The sequence below is a fragment of the Janibacter melonis genome (genome assembly GCF_003721155.3).
In the GTDB taxonomy this organism is placed as follows: domain Bacteria; phylum Actinomycetota; class Actinomycetes; order Actinomycetales; family Dermatophilaceae; genus Marihabitans; species Marihabitans melonis.
On record NZ_CP044548.2, the window covers coordinates 1,965,324 to 1,985,214 of the forward strand.

19 protein-coding genes and 2 tRNA genes are annotated in these 19,891 nt (G+C 67.5%); 6 read left to right on the forward strand and 15 right to left on the reverse strand.

The genetic code is table 11. From position 1 onward, the window contains the following. Nucleotides 1–18 precede the first annotated feature (18 nt). Both EEW87_RS09320 and EEW87_RS09325 read right to left on the reverse strand, forming a co-directional pair. Nucleotides 19–621 (reverse strand): hypothetical protein, encoded by a 603-nt coding sequence (locus tag EEW87_RS09320; RefSeq protein WP_123093806.1) that lies wholly within the window; start codon nucleotides 619–621, stop codon nucleotides 19–21. After that, nucleotides 618–1,115: an RNA polymerase sigma factor gene (locus tag EEW87_RS09325; protein WP_123093807.1), complete on the reverse strand. Its 498-nt coding sequence runs from the start codon at nucleotides 1,113–1,115 to the stop codon at nucleotides 618–620. Before EEW87_RS09325 ends, EEW87_RS09320 begins: the two co-directional genes overlap by 4 nt. A 464-nt stretch (nucleotides 1,116–1,579) precedes the next feature. On the opposite strand from EEW87_RS09325, the gene EEW87_RS09330 reads away from it, so the two are divergent. Next, on the forward strand, nucleotides 1,580–2,104 hold the full coding sequence (locus EEW87_RS09330; protein WP_148041650.1) for a hypothetical protein: 525 nt from the start codon (nucleotides 1,580–1,582) through the stop codon (nucleotides 2,102–2,104). A gap of 86 nt (nucleotides 2,105–2,190) precedes the next feature. Here the strand turns inward: EEW87_RS09330 and EEW87_RS09335 are convergent, their stop codons facing one another. Next, nucleotides 2,191–4,545 (reverse strand): transglycosylase domain-containing protein, encoded by a 2,355-nt coding sequence (locus tag EEW87_RS09335; RefSeq protein WP_163562412.1) that lies wholly within the window; start codon nucleotides 4,543–4,545, stop codon nucleotides 2,191–2,193. Nucleotides 4,546–4,987: 442 nt separating this feature from the next. Between EEW87_RS09335 and EEW87_RS09340 the strand changes: the two genes are divergently transcribed. Then, nucleotides 4,988–5,788, forward strand: a complete 801-nt coding sequence (locus EEW87_RS09340) for a hypothetical protein (RefSeq protein WP_148041652.1) — start codon at nucleotides 4,988–4,990, stop codon at nucleotides 5,786–5,788. Between the two features lie 156 nt (nucleotides 5,789–5,944). Here the strand turns inward: EEW87_RS09340 and EEW87_RS09345 are convergent, their stop codons facing one another. The 3 genes from EEW87_RS09345 to EEW87_RS17270 all read right to left on the reverse strand — a co-directional run bounded on the left by EEW87_RS09345 (nucleotide 5,945) and on the right by EEW87_RS17270 (nucleotide 8,714). Beyond that, on the reverse strand, nucleotides 5,945–6,931 hold the full coding sequence (locus EEW87_RS09345) for a glycosyltransferase (RefSeq protein ID WP_163562413.1): 987 nt from the start codon (nucleotides 6,929–6,931) through the stop codon (nucleotides 5,945–5,947). Nucleotides 6,932–7,745: 814 nt separating this feature from the next. Continuing rightward, nucleotides 7,746–8,270, reverse strand: coding sequence for an RES domain-containing protein (locus tag EEW87_RS17265; protein ID WP_123093688.1), 525 nt, complete (start codon nucleotides 8,268–8,270; stop codon nucleotides 7,746–7,748). Between the two features lie 69 nt (nucleotides 8,271–8,339). After that, nucleotides 8,340–8,714, reverse strand: coding sequence for an antitoxin Xre/MbcA/ParS toxin-binding domain-containing protein (locus EEW87_RS17270; protein ID WP_123093689.1), 375 nt, complete (start codon nucleotides 8,712–8,714; stop codon nucleotides 8,340–8,342). 118 nt (nucleotides 8,715–8,832) lie between these two features. Here EEW87_RS17270 and EEW87_RS09360 point away from each other — a divergent pair, with 118 nt between their 5' ends. After that, nucleotides 8,833–10,023: a hypothetical protein gene (locus EEW87_RS09360; RefSeq protein WP_123093690.1), complete on the forward strand. Its 1,191-nt coding sequence runs from the start codon at nucleotides 8,833–8,835 to the stop codon at nucleotides 10,021–10,023. A gap of 198 nt (nucleotides 10,024–10,221) precedes the next feature. Here EEW87_RS09360 and EEW87_RS09365 read toward each other — a convergent pair. The 7 genes from EEW87_RS09365 to EEW87_RS09395 all read right to left on the reverse strand — a co-directional run bounded on the left by EEW87_RS09365 (nucleotide 10,222) and on the right by EEW87_RS09395 (nucleotide 15,770). Further along, nucleotides 10,222–10,313 (reverse strand) — tRNA-Phe (locus EEW87_RS09365). Nucleotides 10,314–10,459: 146 nt separating this feature from the next. Then, on the reverse strand, nucleotides 10,460–11,029 hold the full coding sequence (locus EEW87_RS09370; protein WP_148041640.1) for a hypothetical protein: 570 nt from the start codon (nucleotides 11,027–11,029) through the stop codon (nucleotides 10,460–10,462). Nucleotides 11,030–11,689: 660 nt separating this feature from the next. Beyond that, nucleotides 11,690–12,688 carry a hypothetical protein gene (locus EEW87_RS09375; RefSeq protein WP_123093692.1) on the reverse strand — a complete coding sequence of 333 codons (999 nt, stop codon included), beginning with the start codon at nucleotides 12,686–12,688 and terminating at the stop codon, nucleotides 11,690–11,692. A gap of 101 nt (nucleotides 12,689–12,789) precedes the next feature. Next, a complete protein-coding gene (locus EEW87_RS09380) occupies nucleotides 12,790–13,242 on the reverse strand; it encodes a hypothetical protein (protein ID WP_123093693.1) in 453 nt (150 codons plus the stop codon). 555 nt (nucleotides 13,243–13,797) lie between these two features. Continuing rightward, nucleotides 13,798–14,346 (reverse strand): Pycsar system effector family protein, encoded by a 549-nt coding sequence (locus tag EEW87_RS09385; RefSeq protein WP_123093694.1) that lies wholly within the window; start codon nucleotides 14,344–14,346, stop codon nucleotides 13,798–13,800. Beyond that, entirely contained in the window at nucleotides 14,336–14,956 is a 621-nt protein-coding gene (locus tag EEW87_RS09390) for a type II CBASS E2 protein (RefSeq protein ID WP_123093695.1), read from the reverse strand. The genes EEW87_RS09385 and EEW87_RS09390 overlap by 11 nt, the downstream gene beginning before the upstream one ends. A 10-nt stretch (nucleotides 14,957–14,966) precedes the next feature. Then, entirely contained in the window at nucleotides 14,967–15,770 is an 804-nt protein-coding gene (locus EEW87_RS09395) for an adenylate/guanylate cyclase domain-containing protein (RefSeq protein WP_205473700.1), read from the reverse strand. A gap of 379 nt (nucleotides 15,771–16,149) precedes the next feature. On the opposite strand from EEW87_RS09395, the gene EEW87_RS09400 reads away from it, so the two are divergent. Continuing rightward, a tRNA-Ser gene (locus EEW87_RS09400) sits at nucleotides 16,150–16,248 on the forward strand. Between the two features lie 137 nt (nucleotides 16,249–16,385). After that, the gene (locus tag EEW87_RS09405; protein ID WP_123093696.1) at nucleotides 16,386–16,568 is read left to right on the forward strand and encodes a hypothetical protein; all 183 of its coding nucleotides are present in this window, start codon (nucleotides 16,386–16,388) and stop codon (nucleotides 16,566–16,568) included. Nucleotides 16,569–16,577: 9 nt separating this feature from the next. On the opposite strand, the gene EEW87_RS09410 is transcribed toward EEW87_RS09405, so the two are convergent. Together EEW87_RS09410 and EEW87_RS09415 are read right to left on the reverse strand one after the other, a co-directional pair. Further along, the gene (locus EEW87_RS09410; RefSeq protein WP_148041641.1) at nucleotides 16,578–17,093 is read right to left on the reverse strand and encodes a hypothetical protein; all 516 of its coding nucleotides are present in this window, start codon (nucleotides 17,091–17,093) and stop codon (nucleotides 16,578–16,580) included. Further along, entirely contained in the window at nucleotides 17,090–18,376 is a 1,287-nt protein-coding gene (locus EEW87_RS09415) for an alpha-hydroxy-acid oxidizing protein (protein WP_123093698.1), read from the reverse strand. Before EEW87_RS09415 ends, EEW87_RS09410 begins: the two co-directional genes overlap by 4 nt. Before the next feature lie 95 nt (nucleotides 18,377–18,471). Between EEW87_RS09415 and EEW87_RS09420 the strand changes: the two genes are divergently transcribed. After that, entirely contained in the window at nucleotides 18,472–19,890 is a 1,419-nt protein-coding gene (locus EEW87_RS09420) for an HNH endonuclease signature motif containing protein (protein ID WP_123093699.1), read from the forward strand. Nucleotide 19,891 lies beyond the last annotated feature (1 nt).

The following is a 19,891-nucleotide window of genomic DNA, read 5'->3' on the forward strand; positions in this document are numbered from 1 at the left end:
TCGTCGACGCGGCGACACTCAACTCGATGGTGTCGAGCTATCGGTTGCGGCATCCGGTAGGGGGAAGCCGCTGGCTGGGGTTGGGCTCTGGGCGAGGGGTTCGATAATGATCCTCACACGTGGGTCTCGGTCCTGCAGAGCGATCTGGATGAAGCGGTCCACGTCGCCGTAGACCTCGGCGGCCATGGTGGGGGTCGTCCCGTCGGCGCGCACGCCGATCCGACCGACCTTGATCCCCTCGGCCTCCCATGCCTCTTCGTGCTTGAGCGTCCGCATTATCTGGCGCTCTTGGTAGGAGCCGGCGTAGGCCGAGCCCGTTGAGCCGTCGCCTCGTACCGAGACGGTGGCCGGCAGGGTCGTGGCCGGTGCAGCAGGCGCCGTCGAGGTGCTGCGGGACGAGCTCGACGCCGGCGGGGCGGGTTCCGTGGTCTGGTTGATCGCCACCGCGACGGCCCCAAGCGCTAGCGCCGCAGCGACTCCCGCCGCCGCGAGGTGGGTCGCTCGACGACGCCGGCCTCGGACGGCCCCACGATCCAGGAGGTCCTGGAGTGGGGGCATCCGGTGCTGGGTGCGGGCCTCTTCTTCTTCGAGAGCTGTCCTGATGGCCTCGTCGATGTTCATCGGGTGCTCCCCTCCTGGGTGTGCAGCTCGGAACGGACGTGCTGGCGGGCACGGGAGAGACGGGACTTCACGGTCCCGAGCGGGATCCCCAGCTCGTGGGCGATCTCGTCGTCGGCCAGGCCGCGAACATGGAGCACCAGCACCGATCGTTGGGCGGGACTGAGGGTCTTCATCGCTGCGAGGACATCGACTGTCGTGCCCTCGACACCGGCAGAGCGGCCCGGCTCCGTCAGCTGCGTAATCGAGGTCAGGCGCCCTCTTCGACGCCGCTCGTCGACGGCGAGGTTGTGGGCAACCCGCCGAGCCCACGCGCCGGGGCGGTCGAATCGCGACAGCCGGTCCCAGCGGTCGGCGAGTCTGGTGAAGGCCTCACTGACGCAGTCCTCGGCCAGGGCGCGGCTACCGGTGATCAGGATCAGCTCGGCAACCAGCCGCGGGTACTCAGCGGCGTAGAGCTCAGCCAGGCCGGGGGGCGGGCGCATCTGACGCGTCATGCCAGACACACGCTCAGGCAACGCGATCGTTCCATCACCGAGATGCAGCACCCCAGGTCGGGGTAAGAGGTCGGGTGCATGCAGCTCGGACGCGAATGCGGCGCGCGCGGTTCCACGCTGCGCCCCGCAAAGAAGCCGACTGTTCGACCTACTTCTGCTGCTACTCCCGTGGTCCGGGTAGCAGCAACCGGGCGGGCCGGCGAGGTCGGCGCTGGCCGGGCTCGACCACCGAGCAGCACCACGGATTGACCTGCGCGGTTGAGGCGGGGCCCATACGATCAGCCAGTGCCCGCGCTCGAGCTGACTTCGCGACCGTGACGACGCCTCGATCAGTAGCGCCCTGGTCTGCTCGAGATGTGGCGACCGGTAGCCGCTGGGCTGTTCGTTCGACGGGCAGGCTTGCTCTGCTCGTTGCGGTCACCATGGCGGTGGGGTCGTGCACAAGCGCCAGCGGTGACCGGACGGTGAGCACGACGGACGACTCGCCCTTCACACCAACTAAGGGCTTGTTCGGGTTTGTCGCCAGCTGGAACTCCGGTGAGGACTTCACGGTCGCGTTGACGCCGCTGCGGCTCAAAGACCCGAAGGTTGCGGTGACGATCGAGTCGGTTCGGTTCGTCTCGGATGAGCCGATCGAGATCGTGGGTGCCGGGGTGATCGCCCCTGGCGCCGGTCAGCGCTCGTGGGCGGGTCCGGGGTGGAGCCAGAAGGTGGCCGTCGGCGGTTCCAAAGCAGCCATCACGGCGTTTCCCACGCAGATCACCGGGTCCGGGCAATGGATTCTTGCCGTGGGTGGTCGAGTTCCCGCCACCGACCGCGTGACCAGCACCGCCATGACCCTCACCTACTCGACAGCGCACGGCAAGAGCGACTACACGATCACGACGCCGATGATCATCTGCGGCAACGCCAAGACCCGTGAGAAGGAGTGCCTGCCCCGGGCCCGAAAGGACCATGACCGGATGATGGGTCAAGGCTCGGCCCTGTAGGTCAGCTGACTGCGCAGCGCCGCGTCACGCGCGCTCGGGCGACCTCACCATCCGATGTTGAAGGATCGACGACGCCCCGGGGCGGGTCAGCCGATGTACTTCTTGGGCTTGTCGCCGGTGGTCTTCGGCTTGCCGTTCGTCTTGGGGTTCTCCGGCCCCTTCGTGCGGGTGTGCGCCGCGCTCGTCGACGTGGAGGTCGACGCCGGCGGGGCCGCCTGGGCCTGGGTGGTCGTGCTCAGGGGAGCCGCGGCCTGCGTCTGGGTGGGCGCCGGGGGCGCGGTCACCGGTGCGACGCCGTTGGAGACGTAGTACTCGACCGTGCCTGCCTTGAGCGCCTGGCCGGAGGGCGAGGTGTAGGCGACGGTCCCGGCCGGCGCGGTGCCGTTCGCGGAGCCGGCGTTTCGGGGGTTGAAGCCCGCACCCTTGAGGATGGAGTCTGCCTCAGCAGGGGTCTTGCCGACCACTGAGGGGATCGCCGTCAGGTCGCCGTTGACGACCTTGCCGCCGGGGTCCTTGAAGTCCTTCTTCGGCATGCCGTCGCTCGCCTCGTCCATCATCTGCTTCCACAGCGGGGCGGCGATCGTGCCACCGAAGACGGCCTGCGGAGGACGTCCGCCGATGCTCAGGCCGTCCATGCTCTTCTCGGTGATCGGGGTCCCGACCCACACGGCGGTGGCGAGCTGGGGGGTGTAGCCGACGAACCAGGACTGGCGGTGCTTGTCCGTGGTGCCGGTCTTGCCGGCCGCGATCCGGCCATCGGCTAGCTGGGCACCGGTGGCGGTCCCTGACGTGATGGGCGCCTCGAGCAGGCTCGTGACACCACGCGCGACGGCGGGGTCGAGCACCTGCTTGCAGGCGGGCGGCTTGATCTTGATCTGCTTGCCGTTGGCCCTGGTGATGGACTCGATGGGGTTTGGCGGGCAGTACTTTCCGTCCGCGGCCAGAGTCGCGTAGCTCGAGGCGAGCTGCAGGGGCGAGGTCGAGTCCGAGCCGAGGACGAGGTTGGCGATCGAGTAGTCGCCCTTGATCTTCTTGCTGGTCTCCTGGTTGACCGTCAGTCCGTAGGTCTGGCCGTTGCCGTCAGTCAGACCCATGGCGGCCATCGCCTTCGGGATGTTGCACGAACCGACGTCGGAGGCGAGCTGGGCGAAGGCGGTGTTGATGGACTGCTCCGTCGCGTAGCGCAAGGTGAGCGGCTTGCCACCGCTGTCGAAGTCGTTCTGGACCTCCCACGGCGCTCCCGCGGTGCATGACGGGTCGAACTCGGTCGGCATGAAGGTATGGGGCTTGCCCAGACCGGCACGCGGGGCGTTGACCGTCGACTCCATCGGCTTGCCCTGCTTGAGGGCCGCGACGAGGGCGTACATCTTCGCCGTCGAGCCGATGGCGAAGCCGTTGGTGCCGCCGTAGCGGGCGGGGTAGGTCCAGGCCTGCTCGGAGTACTTGGTCGAGGCCCGGTCGAGGCCGACCTTGTACTGCGACGTCTGCGCGATGGCGCGGACCTTGCCGGTGCCGGGCTCGATCATCGCCGAGGCCGCCGCAACACCGCTCGGGTCGCCGTTGGGCACCCGCTCGGTGAGGTCCTGGTGCATCTTCTTCTGCCAGTCACGGCGCAGCGTGGTCTTGATCTTCAGACCACCGGTGTTGACCGCCAGCAGCCGGGCGTCGGGGTCGGGCCCGAGCTCGGGCATCGTCTTGAGGTACTCCATGACGTAGTTGCAGAAGTACGGGTCGACGGCCTTGGTGCAGGTGCCGCCCTCGCTGTCCTTGATCCGGACCATGTCCGAGACCTTCTGCTTCGTGTACTTCTTGTGCTGCCACTCGCTGATGTCGCCGAGCGAGAGCATCCGGTCCAGGACGAGGTCGCGGCGTTCCTGGACCTCCTTGGGGTTGTCCCGGATGTCGAGCCGGCTCGGCGACTGCACCACGCCGGCGAGGGTCGCGGCCTCGCCGACGGTGAGCTTCTTGGCCGAGGTGGAGAAGAAGTGCCGGGCGGCGGCCTCGACCCCGTAGGCCTGGTCGCCGTAGTAGACGATGTTGAGATACCCGTTGAGGATCTGACCCTTGGTGTGCGTCTTCTCGACGTCGAGGGCGTACTTCATCTCCTGCAGCTTGCGGCTGTAGGTCTGCTCCGTGGCTCGTCGCGCGCCTTCCTGGTCGTCGGCGCGCAGGGCCTTCTCCTGCAGCATGATCTTCACGTACTGCTGGGTGATCGACGAACCACCCTGAGTGGCGCCGCCCGCGACGTTGGAGAACAAGGCGCGGCTCGTGCCGCGCAGGTCGATCCCGCCGTGCTCGTAGAAACGGCTGTCCTCGATCGCCAGCTGCGCGTTGATCATGTTCTTGCTGATCTTGGACATCGGCACGATGATCCGGTTGGCGTCGTAGGGCGTCGCCAGGACCTTGCCGTCCGCGGAGTAGATCTTCGACTGCTGCGCCAACGTGACGGTGGTGAACTCCCCGTCAAGGTCCTCAAAAGCCCCCACGGTGCCACGCGCAGCACTGCCGACAGCACCCGTGAACGGCATGAGCAACCCGGCGCTGATCAACCCCATACCCACCGCAACAGCGAGAAACGCCCCCAGCAGCCGGACGACGTTAGGCATAGCAAATCGCGACATGCCCACACCCTAGGTGCGCACGACCAACGGCGAACCTGCCCAGAAACATCCCCGCCCATCTGTCACACAGATGCAACCCCCGGCGTAAGACCACCCACGTCATCGTCGAAGGTCGTTGACGGTGGGCAGACAGTCCTCGTCGAGCGTCCGTCGATGAAGGCATTCTGTGGTCATCTCGCTCGTGAGCCTCGCCGGCCGCAGTGAAAGAGTGCGACTCCGGATCGGCGGTGCGATGCTTGTCCTCCCTGACAAGGAGAAGGACATGACCTCCGAGGCCGCGGCAACCTCTGACATCTACGCCGCGACCGCCGCCGCGGACAAGCCGAAGGACCCTCGGGGCCTGTTTGCCCGATTTATCGGGCCCATGCTTGTGACGATGTGGGTGCTCGTTCTGGTCGGTGCGTGGCTGACCGGCTCCCGGGTAGTCAGCCTGGACCAGCTCGAGGCCGACATCGCTGCCGACAATGTCAGCGTCCTGTCCTCACCGCAGAGCTCGCCGAAATCAGCGTGGTTGCACGACAACAGCACCGACGACATCTCCGGCAACGAGTCCGGAGTGGCCCAGTACCAGCGCAGCAACGAGACCCTGGGCCGCACCTACGTCGTGGCCCCCGCAAAGCCCGCGCTGGACGGCACCTGGAGCTGGGGGATGACCTCGGGCAACAGCTTCACCTGGGCCGGTGAGCAGCTCGAACGTCGCGACGCGGCCCTAGGGCAGCTGCAGCACGAGCATCCCGAGAAGCGCATCCCAGAGACCACTGCGCATTGGCCTCCCATATTCACTCTCGTGATGATCGGGTGCTCGATCGTCTCCTTGGGCGTGCTGTTGTCGACTCGCCCCGGCTATGGCAACCGCTGGTTCTGGTTCTGGCTCATCGTGGGCCTACCCGCTGGCCTGGGCTGGCTGGCCTACGCTCGCCTTGAGCACCTTGCCCCGCAGACCAAGGAGCGTCGCGATGGAGGTTTCGTCGGCTTCTTCACCATGATCGTGGGCAGTTTCGTCTTTGGTATCGCCCTGATGCTCCTTGCCAACGCCACCGGCATGAGCGTCATACCCAGCTGAGCAACCGGCCATCCCAGTTGATCATCTTCACCGCACACAGGCGCCAGATCTCTGCCCAGTTGAGCCCCCGTCGGCAGAGCATGGTGCGACGATGGTGGGCGTAGGCGGGCCTGCGGTATTCCCCTGCTCGCGGGCCCGTCTACCCCGTTGACGTCGCTACGGCCTCTGGCGGCGGGGTGCCGAGGTCACGAGTGATTCCTCGGGGCGGTCGGCGTGGGCGAGCACGGTGGGGAAGAGACGGGCGAGGTCTTCGTCGAGGTGCTCGAGGTGGTAGGCGTCGGTGGGGTTCTGCACGGGGTCTGCGGCGAGGTCGCGGTCCTGCTGGTCGTGGAGCAGGCGCAGGTAGGCGACCTCGCGGGAGTCGACGGCCACGGGCATCTCGCGGTGCGCGCGCACGTGGCTGACGAGCGGGGGGAAGGTCGGGCTGCCGGAGCGGTCGACCGTGCCGACGAAGGTCTGCCCCATCGAGGCCATCGTGCGGTTGGTCAGCCCGAAGCGGTGCAGCCGACCGTCCTCGTACTCGGCCGTCAGGCCTTTGCCGAAGGAGACCGACCACCCGTCGTGGACGGTCGTCACGAGCGGGATCAGCCGGTCGAGGAAGGTCGTGGCGAGCAGGTCGTCGTCGTCGACGCGCAGCCAGGCCACCGGGCCGGGCCCGGCGTCGCGGGCGCGCAGGTCGTCGCGGATCGCCCCGACCCGGTCCTGCCAGCGGTGCGAGGGCACGGGCAGCAGCACGGGGTAGGTCGCCGCGGCGTCGAGCAGGGCGTCGCGCCACCGCGCCGGCATCTCGGCGCTGTACTGCACGACATGGCGGTACCCGTACGCGTCGTGGAAGCCCTGGTAGATCGGCGTCGCCCACTCGAGGAAGACCTGCTGGCGCGGGCCCATCCGCTCTGCCGACCACAGCCGCTCCCGGTAGGCCTGCTCATCCTCGCCCGTCGAGGACAGCTGCCACTCCAGGCTCCCGGGGACGAAGACGCTGTAGCGCGTCGCACCGTAGACCGGGGGCACCCGGTCCGTCCTGACCGCTGAGTCGGCCCGATCCAGCGCTGCCTCGAGCTCGACGATCCGCGCGGCCCGCTGCCTCGACCGTGCGGCGTGGTACTGCGCCTTCTTGCGCATCGCGGCATACCGCTCATCCATGCTGTCTCCCCTGCTACGTCCGAGCACCCCACCCGGATCGAACCGCGACCGTACCCAGCAAAAGGCGGGCTGATCTGCGCGAACGACCGACCGAGTGCTTCTGTTACCGATTGGTTGCCTACTGGGACGGCACGAGGTGCGCGCCGGTTCCACGGCCGGGGACACCCGTCGTCGACGCGTCGCGAGGCGCCGTCCTCAGCCCTTCGAGGCGTGGGTACCTAGCCCCCCTGCGGGAGTGACTCGCCGTCGCACCGACCCCGAAGAGTGGACAACGTGTTGCCGGTCTCGGAGACGACCAACTTGTGTTCGCTCATGACCTTCGGACTGTGGATCTCGGTGCTGCCGCTGCTCGTCGTCGCGGCAGCCTGCGTGTCCCTCCTCGTAGCCAAGCCCCGCTAACGCATCGGGACGCCCAGCAAGATCGCCACCGCAGTCCCTGGGTCGCCCACTCCGAACGCAAGCCTGATGACGCGTCGACCAAGGGTCGTCGTCGGCGCGAATAGCGGGGGGCGATTTCCCGAGGATCCTGCTGAGCTGCGCGCTCCTCCCTCCGCCCGAGCACGCCGACCGGCAGGTGATTCGCGACGAATTGCTCTCAGTCGCAGTCGCACTTGACCATCGTCTCCGCACCGCCCTCTTGTCGCAGACGGGTGACCCGTAGGCGCAGATCGATGTGATCTCGACGTAGCGGGACCGCGGGGACAGTGGGCTGATGGAGGTTGCTTCGGACCAACCACTACGAGAATCGAACCGGCCGAGGGGGAGCGCAGGACTTGGGCCTGGACCAGTTGGGGAACAGTGACGTCGCGATCAGTCAGGGACCCCGAACTAGCCGGAGGCCGCCCTTGCCTCGAGGGTCTGGTGGGAGATGCTCCCACTCGCTCTCTGCACTGATCTGCGGCCACTCGTCTTCCGGTAGCAGATCGGTGAAAAGGACCAGCGTTTCCCCAAGATTGGTAGCAGCCGGAGCCACAAGTCCATAGAGACCGAGCTGGTGGGCGGCCGAGGCGACTTCTCTACATGCCTCATAGGAGAGCTTGTCGTCTGGTAGCGACTGGAGCGTTGCTAGGTCTAAGCCAGCAGTTGCGCGGCCCCCTGCGGTGCGCAGATCAAGGATATTTGAGACCTCGACATCGCAGGTAAATAGGGCGCGTGGTGCAACCAGCTCTGGCCTCATGCCCTCCGACTTATCCACCAAGTGGCGGTACGCCTCAACTGTGACCGATTCAACCGGTCGACCGAGGTAGAGCACGGGAAAACTGTTGCGGCGGGACCAGCGGCCGTCGGCGGCCAGCCCGACCAGGCCCTCCGCTCGGTAGCGGATGGGAACGTGGCGCATCCACCTTCCGGAGACAGTGGTTCGTGGTGCCGAGTTGATCCGATTTGCTAGCGACTCGGAGGGTGCCACTCACCATCCCCCTACGAGGGATTCGACCTCTTCCCGGACGCGATCGATCTCGCCTTCTTGAAGCAGCTCCATAGGGCGCCGCATCTCAAAAGCTGAGTTTCGCGAATTTAGCCAGATGTTGATCCCCTCGGGGGTGTAGAGCTCCCCGAGCTTGCTCAGCGTCAGCTGTACGTCCAAGAGCCTGGAGGCCCGCACCCCTGACGGGCGACTAGAGCCTGCTGCCCACGTCTGCACAGTCCGGGGACTGGCCCCTACGGCCTTTGCAAGTACCGGCACGGTCAGTCCCGACTGCCGAACCTCCTGCAGCACGGCTACGTACGACTGCGGTGCCCGTCGAGCATTGCTCGCAGAACTACGTTGAGTGACCCTCGCCATGACGGCTCCTTCCCAACCTGGGCGCCAGTGACCAGTCGTACGTTACACCAGTTGATGCACCCTAGATTGCGCGTTCACTGCGTATGATGGAACGACCTGCACGCGACATGGGGGTTGTATGTCCGACCTGTTGATCCGCCCTGGGCTGGCCGACGCGAGCCTTCTGCCAAGACTCCTGGCTGAGCGAGGGGATGGGCTCGCCAGGCTGCGCGTGGTGCTGGACGCCCATGCCGCGTTGAGGAACAGCTCTCTGTCCATCTCCGCGCGCAACGCGGGTGTCCCGCTGCTCATCGACCCGCAGACCTACTTCCTGCAGGACGCGCCGGCCTCCTCTGACCCGTGGCAGGACGTGCCCTTCGCGAGTACCCGAGCGATGGTCCCCGGGTACTACGATCACGCAGCCATCGATCGGCTGATCGCAGACTCCACCCGGTTCCAGGTTGAGCGCGACGCGACGGCTGTAGTCCTGCCTTACTTCTTCCTGGGCCGCATGGAAACCGGCTGGATGGACGTGCAGGCCTCCGTCTGGCGACGAGCTCGGCCGGTCCTGGCCGATCTCGATGTCGGCTTGCCCATCATTGCCCCGGTTGCACTCGACTGGTCGCGACTGTCGGGTTCGAGTCCCTTCGCACGGGGCGAGCAGCTTGACCGTGCTCTGCGGGCGCTGTCCCCGGATGAAGTTGCGCTGGCCGCCTCGAAAAGTCACCTGGGGAAGAAGCCGGAAGATCGTCTGCGGGCCTTGTGCGCGGAAGTCGCACGGCTGTCTGCCATCGCCCCGGTCGTCGCGTGGAGCCAGGGAGTGCTCGGCGAGGCATGTGTAGCGGCAGGGGCAGTCGGCTACGAAACGCGCCTGGGGTACCGAGAGGCTCTTGACATGACCAGCGTGTTTGCAGCCCACCGTGTCCCACCGAAGCCAGGCCCGCGGACACCCCGGATGGTGTACGTCCGTCCGCTGATGCGCGGCGTTGCCAAGCGCACGATCGAGGCAGTCTCGGCAAATCCTAGGATTTGGCCGTCAGTCTTCTGCTTGGACCACACCTGCTGCGCACCCGGGGGATCGGCCATGCTGGGCGACGCCCGGATGCATAGCGTTCACGCACGCCGCCGGGCACTCGACGAACTCGACGCGATCGCAAGTCCGGCCTGGCGATGGGGTGCAATCGCCGACCGCAGCCAGGTGGGCCTGGACCTAGCGGCCCGGATCAACCGCCTCGACATTCGTCAGCGTGTGGACGTGACAGCCCTGCGCGGCATGAACGCGCTCGGCGAGTCCCTACGCCAGGGCGAAGGGCAGATCCGGACGGCCTAGTCAGTTCGGGGACCGCCGGGGAGCCGCCCGGGCGACGCCAGCGGTCTTGGCCGCCAGCGCACTCCTGCTTGCGCTCGGTTTGCAGCAGAGTGTGGACGCCGGATCCACCGTGCACAGCGGCGCTCAGAGCCCAGCCGATTCGTCACGAATCACTACGCCTCAAGGTCGCACATGACGGACCCTCACCGCACGCATGGAGGCGAGGGTAAGGGATTCGAACCCTCGTACGGAGTCTCCCCCGCCTACGCATTTTCAGTGCGCTGCCATCAGCCAGACTCGGCCAACCCTCCCCGGATGGGAGTCGCTAAGCGGATCGAGCGATCGAACACTTAACGGCGCTGTCGACTGTAGCGGTCAAACGCGTCTACAGCAGAGGGAAAACGAGGTCGACGAGGCCTGGGTGCGCGCTCCACCACGCTGGCCAGCACCTAGGGGCCTAGGGGGCCGCGAGCTTGGTGGGTTCCTTACTGAGACCGCCAGGTATCACCCGATAGACGTTGCGCTTAACCCGCAGCCCCCAGTCCTCGTCGTCGCTGACGAGTTGGGGAGTAACTTCGATGAGCCCGTGGGCAACGAGTTCGTCGCACCCACGCTTCCAGGTGTCGGGTGACAGCCCGTACTCCGCGCGTCGTCGCCTGGGGACCGAAGCGCCATCGGCGCGGCCGCCCGTCACCTCGCGGAGGACCAGGTAGATCGCCAGTGCCCGCCCGGACAGGGCAACTATCCAACCGTTCGTCCACATCTCGAGCGGGATGGTGATCCAGCGCTTTCCCGAGACGACCCACGGCCGTCCCGACCGATCGCAGCGGAGCATGGTGATCTCGGGGGGCTGCTGGGTGGCGTCTCGGGAGATGTACTTCTGGCTGGCCAGCCAGCGCTGCGCACCGTTGACCCGTCGCGAGCCCTCGCCTTCGGGGTCGGCCATGTCAAGCATGCGCGCGTAGCCAGGAGCGGCGCGGTGCAGCTTGTGAGGCGCCCGGGTTGCGAACATCAGCATCGACAGCATGAGCCGCAGACGAAGGCCTTCCCCACGACCATCCTGCTGGATGTGCTTAAGAGGGGTCTGCCCGTCTGCAGTCCGAACGAACTCGATTGGCAGCTGGACCGACGAGGTGCGCTTGGAGCGGTCCACAGCGGAGCGAAGCAGGCGAAGAGAGTCGCTGCTGAGGGGTGAGTGGACCATCGTCTCTACCTTTGCTGCGGGGTGGCGTGTGGTTCCCGGAGTCCCTGGGGTACTTGGGGTCCAGTACTTCTTTTATATAGATACCGCACTAACGCACTACCGGTCAAGCAACAAAGCACCTTCGGCAGTAAGGGCAACGCACTCATGGTGACTCTGACAAACGCCTAATAGGTGCCGCAGCGATGCCAAAATGTAGCCCTTGCCCCCGCCCTCACGCCACCGCATGCTCGATCTCGACACCATCCGAACCAGCCCCACCGCCGCAGCAGTGCGGTCGCGAGAGAAAGGAGAACTCTGATGACCTCGAGGACGTTCAAGCTGACGGTCCGCCTTCACCGGCGGGGCGTCACCATCACTCTCGAGCCCTGGTAGCTACGCCCGGGGCGACGGGTTCCCACGTCACCCCGGGCCAGACACCGCGCGGCCTGCCTCAGTGGACAGACATGAAGATGCCGTCGCGCCTCCCCGGCGCGGCGGCATCTTTCACGCCGGGACGACCGCGACGACGTGAAGCCGCTTGAGCCCGTGGCGGCACGGGACGAGGGCTTCCCTGTGCCCTTCGACCTGCAGCCTCGGGGCGAAGACCAGGGCTTCCCGCTCGGTGGCTGCGTTGCCGTCAGACCGCCCTGTGCGCTCGACGCGGTTGCCTGCGTACAGCAGCTGCGAGGTGGTGATCTCCAGCAGCCAGGAGTCGTCATCGCCGCGCGGTGCCAGGCCGTCGCTGTGGAGCGTGAACTCACTGCTGCTCGCGCCGGCCGGGTCGATGCTGCACGACATTGGGATGCGGGTGCGGGTCAGGATGTCACCCGGCCGGGCTGAGCGGACGGCCTCGGCGAACTCGGGCATGTGGGGGTTGGGGTGCTCGCCGCGCCAGAGGGTGACCGGTCGCGGTGCGCGCGCAGCGGGTGATTGCAGGAGCCGGATGAGGTCGGGGTCCGCCTCGGGGTACCCGACCTCTTCGTAGTACTCCCGGCTTCCCGACGTCCACGCTTGGTGGGGCTTGCTGACGAAGGACCGGCGACGCAGCACGGAGAAGTCGTCCTCGCTCAGATCCAGGGCCAGGCGCTCGACCAGCCGCAGGTCATCCTGGTCGAGGGCTAGCACTGCGTCTCGGTAGATCCGTCGGGCCACGTCCTCCTTGTCGACGAGGATGTGCTTGTCGAGGCTGTCGAGCTCGTCGAGGACGTGGCGGATCTCGGGGCGCCACTGCCACGGGTGCTGCGGGGAGACGCTGACCGCCAGAACTCGCTCAGCGGCTTCGTCGATGAGGTCGTCGCGAAGGTCGTACTGGATGTACCGAAGTCGTTCTTCCCGCGCCCAGTAGAGGCTCTCAGCCCGCCTCCTCTTCGGCGCCCAGCGCGAGCTGCGACCGGGGTCGTCGCGGGCGCAGGCAAGGAGTTCGTGGGCCTGGCGCAGGGCGTCAGTGACGGGCGACTCGGGCGAGGTGGGTTGTTGCTCGAGCTGGGGTGATGCGCCGGGCATACCGACAACGGTGGCATCGGTGGTCCTGCGGCGCGACTTGTCAGTGGGCCATCGCGAGGGCGCGGGGTCGACCAGGAGGCTGTGCCTCGTCGATGACTGGGTCAATACCGCCCTGGGCGCAGCTCGCGCGCCATCTGGCTGTTGACCTGGAGGTCCATCTTGGCGTCGGTGAGGCGGGCGAGGGCCTGGCGCAGCGTGCTGTGACCGCTGATCGTGTACGCATCGAAGGCGGCCAGGTCGACGCCGATTCGGGCGGACGGATCGTCCTCGAGCTCGGCGATGTCGTTGCCGACCGCTTCGAGCTCGACCTGCACCCGGGCGAACGCGGCACGCACGCGGCGGACATCGATACGGATGCGTTCGTCGAGGATGTGTTGGACCTGCTCGATGGTGGGGAGGAGATCGGTGCGCAGACGGTAGGTGTAGCGATCGACTCGCACGACTCCAGGCAAGGCCTGACCCTCGCAGAGCTGCTTCAAAGTCGACGTCGAGATCCCCGTCAGCCTCGATGCCTCACCCGGTGTGACGGTGACTGGCTGATCCGCGTCGCTCACCCTGCGGCTCTAGGTCGTTCGAGCGGGCGAGGCTGCCGATTCGGGAGGGGCCGGACGTACCTCACTTGAAGGCGCCGGCACCCTCCCGGCGGGAGCGGACGAAGTTGCCGAATTCACCTCTATTAGATCAAGGGGCGCCTTCGGCGCCAGCCGACGGGCCTGCGGCCCGCCGCCGTGCCGGGCATGCGGCCTGGCGGCCGTTCCGGGCGCGGCGGCGATCCTGGTCCCGTCGGCTCACGCAGGGAGGGCGCCGCCGAAATAGTCTAATGGCGAGGTATCGATCCGGCGTGCCAGTCTTCGACCTACAGATCACCGCGTCAAGCGACACTGGCGTATCGGTTCAGGAAGGTGCTCCGCACCTGCGGGTCTCGCCCTGGTCCACCCGGTCGCTTGACCCGATGACCTTCCAGTCGATGGGCTCCGCTATCGGATCGGCGGCCCGGAATGATTTAGCCGCGCCCACGGTAGGAGCCAGACACGATTCGGACGGCCTGGGCCATTCTCGAAGACCAAGATCGCTGCGCCTGCACTACATTGCCTCGTAAAGTGTTGCGATCAGGCCGTGAGCCCGGTGGCGACGGCAACGCAAGCGAGTCCGAGGACTGCCAGCGCAGCAAATCCGTGAACAGCCTTACCGCAGGAGTCAAACTTTCGGTTTGCGAGTGCGGAGAGATCGATGACTTGCTGCCAGATGTCGGTCTGGACATCGACGCACTGGGCGTGCTGGGACAGCTCATTTGGGGTGGCGTTGAGAAGTGATGGCCAGGCGAACCGGTTCAGATGGGAGTACTGAATCGCGTTCTGCGGTGCGATTGCCCGCACGAGCCAATAGAGCGTCCAGGCAGCCGCGAGGACCGCCCCTACGGCGAGCACACCCACTACGGAAGCGGCGAGACAGCCCTCACTCAATGCACGGGCAATGGTCCGTGCGTTGGAGATGAGCATGGTCACCAGGACCCCGAATCCGGCGGTGAGAATGGTGGCCTTGCTGTCCGCGAAGCGCACCCAGTTGGCCATCTGGTCCAGCGCCTGGAAACCACCGTCGATGGGGTCACCTTTCTTGCCCGCCCCAGGCGGGGGGTTCGAGGCGCGGTTACGCCGCACTGGACCGTACGCCCTCCACCGGCCAACGGCGGGTCATGCGCCACTCCGTATAGGCGGCGAGCCAATGCGCGGCCCACGCGGTGGCTGTGGCGGCGGTGTGCCCATCAGGCTCCCAGTCTGCCCGGTCGGCGACGCACAGGTTTCCGTTCAGATACAGATGAGGCGAGGGAATCCAGCTGCGACCGGCACTGACCCCGAGCCGGGGTCCTCCAATCACTTTCACCGACGGCAGTCCTCGGTCGCGACGGAGAACGACACCGACTTCGAACTTGCCGCGCCCAGTATCAATCTCGCCGATCCAGCACGGGGCGAGCTTCTCGCTGGCGGGGATAAAAACGAACTTGGGAAAGCACTTTGCCATGGCCTCGATGTGCCGTGCGAGCTCGTCGCTGTCGTCCCACCAATGGGTGGGGGCATCCGGGCCATCGTCCGGTTCTTCTTCTCCACCATGGAAGGTGTGATTGGCAACGGGCGTGACGGCGCCGTGGTCGGTGTGGGTATAACTGCCATCGCCGGACGCGGAAACACCGTTGAAGACAATCTGGCCGTCCATGGTGACGTAACGGGGCACGTGGATCTTAAAGTGGCCAAGTAGAGCAGCGATAGTCATGTTGGCGTCCTTACTGAGTCGAAATGAGCGAGGTGGGGGTGCCGTCGAGCTGCGAAACGGCACCGGGCAGCAGGGGCAGAGTGTTGCGCCAGCGGTACTCGTAATATCGATAGTGCTTGCTCTCGTAGTTACGGGTGTACACCTTGGGGGAGTCATCGTGCTCGACGAAGTCCTGATACGTCGGCAGCAGGTCGCGGAGCCCCTGGCCGACGACGATCTCCCATGACTTGGCCTTCTTCTCGCATTTTGCGGCAAAGTTGGCGGCGAAGCCGAGCGGGTTGATCTCGCTACGCTTGTGGCTGCCGCTACGGACGAAGGTCGTGCGGCCATAGTCCAGCCCTGCTCTGGCCTGGATGCGAGCAATGCCGCGCTCGTCTAGCCAGGGGTTCACCTCCCTTTCGATACCGTCGAGCGCAAAGGCGCATGCGGAAAGTGCCATCGCGCAGGTGACGTCGGGCTGACCCGGGCTGAACCCGGCGAAGAGCCCGTCTCCCCGGAGACCCAAAGGGTGTCCGCCGAAAAGAGTGGTGACCTCGATGAAGCCTGAGAGCACGGCGTGGGCGAGATCCACAACCTCATCCTGATCGTCCCAAAAGGTGCGCCCAGTGAAGTTAGTTAGATCGAGGAAGACCGTCACCATCGGCGCCGTTCGCCGCTCCCCGATAGCGAGGGTCTCGTAGTCGGGGTGCCCAAGTGCTTTGGTCTCCAAAGCAGCGCTTGCCCACATCGACTTATCGACCGACTGCGTTGCGCGACGGCGCGAGAAGTCCTCGCGTACGGTGGCACCAAACTGTGCCCTTGTGTAGCTGCTCATCTCGCGGTCCTTCCTGCGGCGGCGGCAACCGAAGGGCTGCAGGTGAAGGATACGTAGTGGCACCGACAGCCGTGTCGATTCGGGAGTTCATTGGGAGGCGGGGTATGTCGGAAGCGCGCTCGCTACTTCACACTGCCTGTGGTAGCGCGAGGGTCTCGCGATGTCGAGGTGGCCATGTTCGCGCGATGGACTTGCGAGGTCTGTCGTCGCCAGGCTTCGGTCATCGCCTGCAGCGCCGCACTGAACCAATCCGGATCGGGCGGTTGTCAAGCCAACCACCCGACCCAGCTCTGCGAGTTATGACAACGAGCCGATGCTGCCCGAGGCCGCATTTTGGACGTACGACAGCCGACACGACGACTCCGACCGACCCCGGCGGGCCCGAGTTTCTGCGGTTCACACGGTTGCCAGACGTGCCAATCACTCCCTCGCGACTCTCCTAAAGAAGGTGTCGCAAGTTCGAATCTTGCCGGGGGCACCGCCATTTACCGGGCTTCCCGCCCTCCCTCGACCCCGCGCGCGGGCGGTCGAGGTCGCATTGTGGACGCACCCGTTGCTGAAGCCCACGACGCACCCATGACTGAAGCCCCACGACCCACCCGGCAGACTGCGCCCATGCCGACCTACCGCAAGTGGTCCATCGCGATGTTCGCGATCATCGCCGTCTACTGGACGGCTCGGCTCACCCTCGAGGGGAGCGCCGCCGACATCGCGATGCTCGTCATCGCACCCCTCATGCTCCTCGTCGGGGCGATCACGCTCTTCTCCTGGTTCCGCTGGACCCAGCGCGAGAGGTGACGCGGCGGTTTACAGACCGCAGGTCTCCCGCCACTCGATCCTCGTCGACGTGTCCGCGGCGCGACCGCGCCAGCCGGACCGGTAGTGCACGCGGATGCCCTCGAGCGTCGCCGGGACCTCCTCGACGACCACGCGGAGGACGAGGACCCGGCTCTCCCCCTTCGTCATCGTCTCCCCCTCCGCAGGCCGGCGGTCCCGCCAGATCGGGCCGTCGACGTCGACGAGCTCGCCGGGCCACCCCGGCGAGGTCCCGGGGATCGTCGTCGGGCCTCCCCCCAGGGTCGACAGCGACGACTCCTCGAGCCGCACCCCGTCGGCGCCCACCAGCTCGAGCTCCTCGATCTCGAGGTCGGTGCTCGCGTCGGCCGTGTGGTTCGCGACCGTCCAGTCGCCGGGGCGCGAGGCGCTCGTGCACGGCGTCGACTCACCGCCGTCCTGCCCGACGTCGAGCGCCGGCGGCCCGCCGCACGCCACGGCGGCACCCGCGCACGTGACCACCACGGCGACCGCACGGAGCCTCCTCATCGCTCCACGAGCACGTCTCGCGTGATCGACGCCAGGTCTGGCACACCGGCGAGCGCCATCGTCAGGTCGAGCTCGGCGACGACGTTGGCGATGACCTCCTCGACGCCACGCTGACCCGCGATCGCCATCCCGTACATGTACGGCCGCCCGAGCAGCACGGCGTCGGCGCCGAGGGCGAGCGCCACGAAGACGTCCGCGCCCGTGCGGATCCCGCTGTCCATGAGCACCGTCGCGTCCGGCCCGACGGCGTCGCGCACCCGCACGAGGGCGTCCAGCGACGCGACGGAGCTGTCCACCTGCCGCCCGCCGTGGTTGGAGACGACGATGCCGTCGACGCCGAGGTCGAGGGCGCGGCGCGCGTCGTCCGGGTGCAGGATCCCCTTGAGCACGACCGGCAGCGTGGTCCGGTCTCGCAGGGTGGCGATGTGGTCCCACGACAGCCGCGGGTTCGAGTACGTCTCGAGGAAGGTCTCGACCGCCGCCCGCGGCCGTGGTGAGCGCAGGTTGTCGCGGAGGCGTCCCGGGTGGTGCCGTGTGATCGACAGCAACGACCGGATCGCCGACGGGGTGACCTTCGGGCGCTCGGCGGGCTCCCCCTTCGCCGCCGCGGCCACCCGCTCGTCGACGAGACCCATGAAGTGCTCGTCGCTCGTGTACTGCCCGATCCCCTGACCTCGGGCGAAGGGGAGGGAGCCGAGGTCGAGGTCCTGCGGTCGCCACCCGAGCACGGTCGTGTCGAGCGTGACGACGAGCGCTCTCGCGCCGGCTGCCTCCGCGCGGCCGATGAGGCTGTCGACGAGACCCTCGTCGGTGCTCCAGTACAGCTGCATCCAGTGCGGGGTGGTGCCCATCGCCGCAGCGGTCTCCTCCAGCGGCGTCCCGCCCTGGTTGGTGAAGACGTAGGGCACCCCGGTCGCGGCCGCGGCGCGCGCGGTGACGAGATCGGCGTCGCGGTGGACGAGCTGACCGGCGCCCACGGGCGCGAGGGCGAAGGGGGCGGGCAGCCGCGTGCCGAGGACGGTGCGGGAGAGGTCGCGGTCGGCAGCACCGGCGAGCATCCGGGGGACGATCGCCCACCGGTCGAAGGCCTCGCGGTTGTTGCGCATCGTGCGCCCTTCGCCCGCGCCGCCGGCGACATAGGCCCAGGCACGGCGGCTCATCGCCGACTCGGCCGCCTCCTCGAGCCCGGCCGCGTGGGTCGGCACCGCCGGCCGGTCGCCCACCACCCCGTCACGGTAGATCTTGCTCTGCCGCTCACGGCCGGGTCCGGGGCTCGGGCTCATCGGTCCTCCTGGGTCGGGTGCGCCCAGGCTAGGGCCGTCGACCGTTCGTCGACAGGGTCTGGCCTGTTCGAACACCTGTTCGATAGTGTTGGGCCATGGCGACGATGCCGCAGCTCCCAGATCCCGGGACCCACCCGGGCGAAGGGGGTGTGCCGGCACTCCTCGACGAGGTCCACGCCGGGGTCGACCGGCTGCTCGAGGCGATCGCTCGTGACGAGCGCACGGCAGGTCGGGCGCTGCGAGCAGACGTGGCCGAGGTCGAGCGGCTGGCGCGGCGCGTCGACTCCGCGCGACTGCGCCTCGTCGCCCGGGCGGACTCCGTGCGCGTGGCCGAGCGCACCGGGCACACCGACACCGGGGCGTGGCTCGCGCAGACGACGAACGGCGACCGCCGGCCCGCCTCGCGCGACGTGCGCCTGGCCGCCGCCCTCAACGCACCGACCGCCCCGGCGCCGGGCGACCCGACCGCCGGTGAGGGCGACGGGCTGCTGAGCCTCCTTACTCCCCCGCCCGAGCCAGAACTCGCGCAGACCGCGGCCGCTCTGGACGACGGGCGGATCAGCGCCGAGCACGCCCGCGTCATCACCAGCGCGATGGCCGAGCTGCCCGAGGGGCTCGGCACCGAGGCACGGCGGCAGTGCGAGACGGAGCTGCTGCGCCTCGCCACCAGCCACGCCCCAGCGGTGCTGAGACGGCACGCCAGACGCGTCCTCGAGACCGTCGAGCCCGACGAGGACGTCGTCGACGCCCACGAGGAGTCCTTGCTCGCCGACGAGGAAGCACACGCAGTCGATGCGGCAGCCTTCTGGATCAAGGACAACTCCGACGGCACCATGACCGGCCACTTCACCGTCCCCTGGGCCAGCGGCATCATCCTCAAGAAGGTCATCGACGCCATGACCGCCCCGCGCCGCAGGGCAACCAGCGGTGGCGCCGTCGGCACCGCACCCAGCGACCTCGCCGCCCTCACCGGCGACGCCCGCGTCGACCAGCTCGACTGGCAGCACCGCCGCGGCCTCGCCCTGGCCGACCTCCTCGCCCGCATCCCCACCGACCACCTCTCCACCAAGATCGCCGCCACCCTGCTGGTCACCACCCGACTCGAGGACCTGCGCGGCCAGCTCACCCGAGCCGGACGCACCGACGCCGGCGACCACCTCGACGCCGGCACCACCCGCCGCATGGCCTGCGCCGCCGGCATCATCCCCCTCGTGCTCGACGGCGCCTCCCAACCCCTCGACCTCGGCCGCCAACGCCGGCTCCACACCGAAGCCCAACGCCTCGCCCTCACCACCCGCTACGACCAGTGCGCCGCCGACGGGTGCGACCGACCCTTCGCCTGGTGCGAGATCCACCACCTCGACCCCTGGGCCCAGGGCGGCAGCACCGACGTCGACGACGCAGCACCACTGTGCGGACGACACCACCGCATGCTCCACGGACCCGACTGGCAGCACACCACCACCCGAAGACAGGACAGGTCCGTCTCGATCCGCTTCTACCGACGGACGTAGA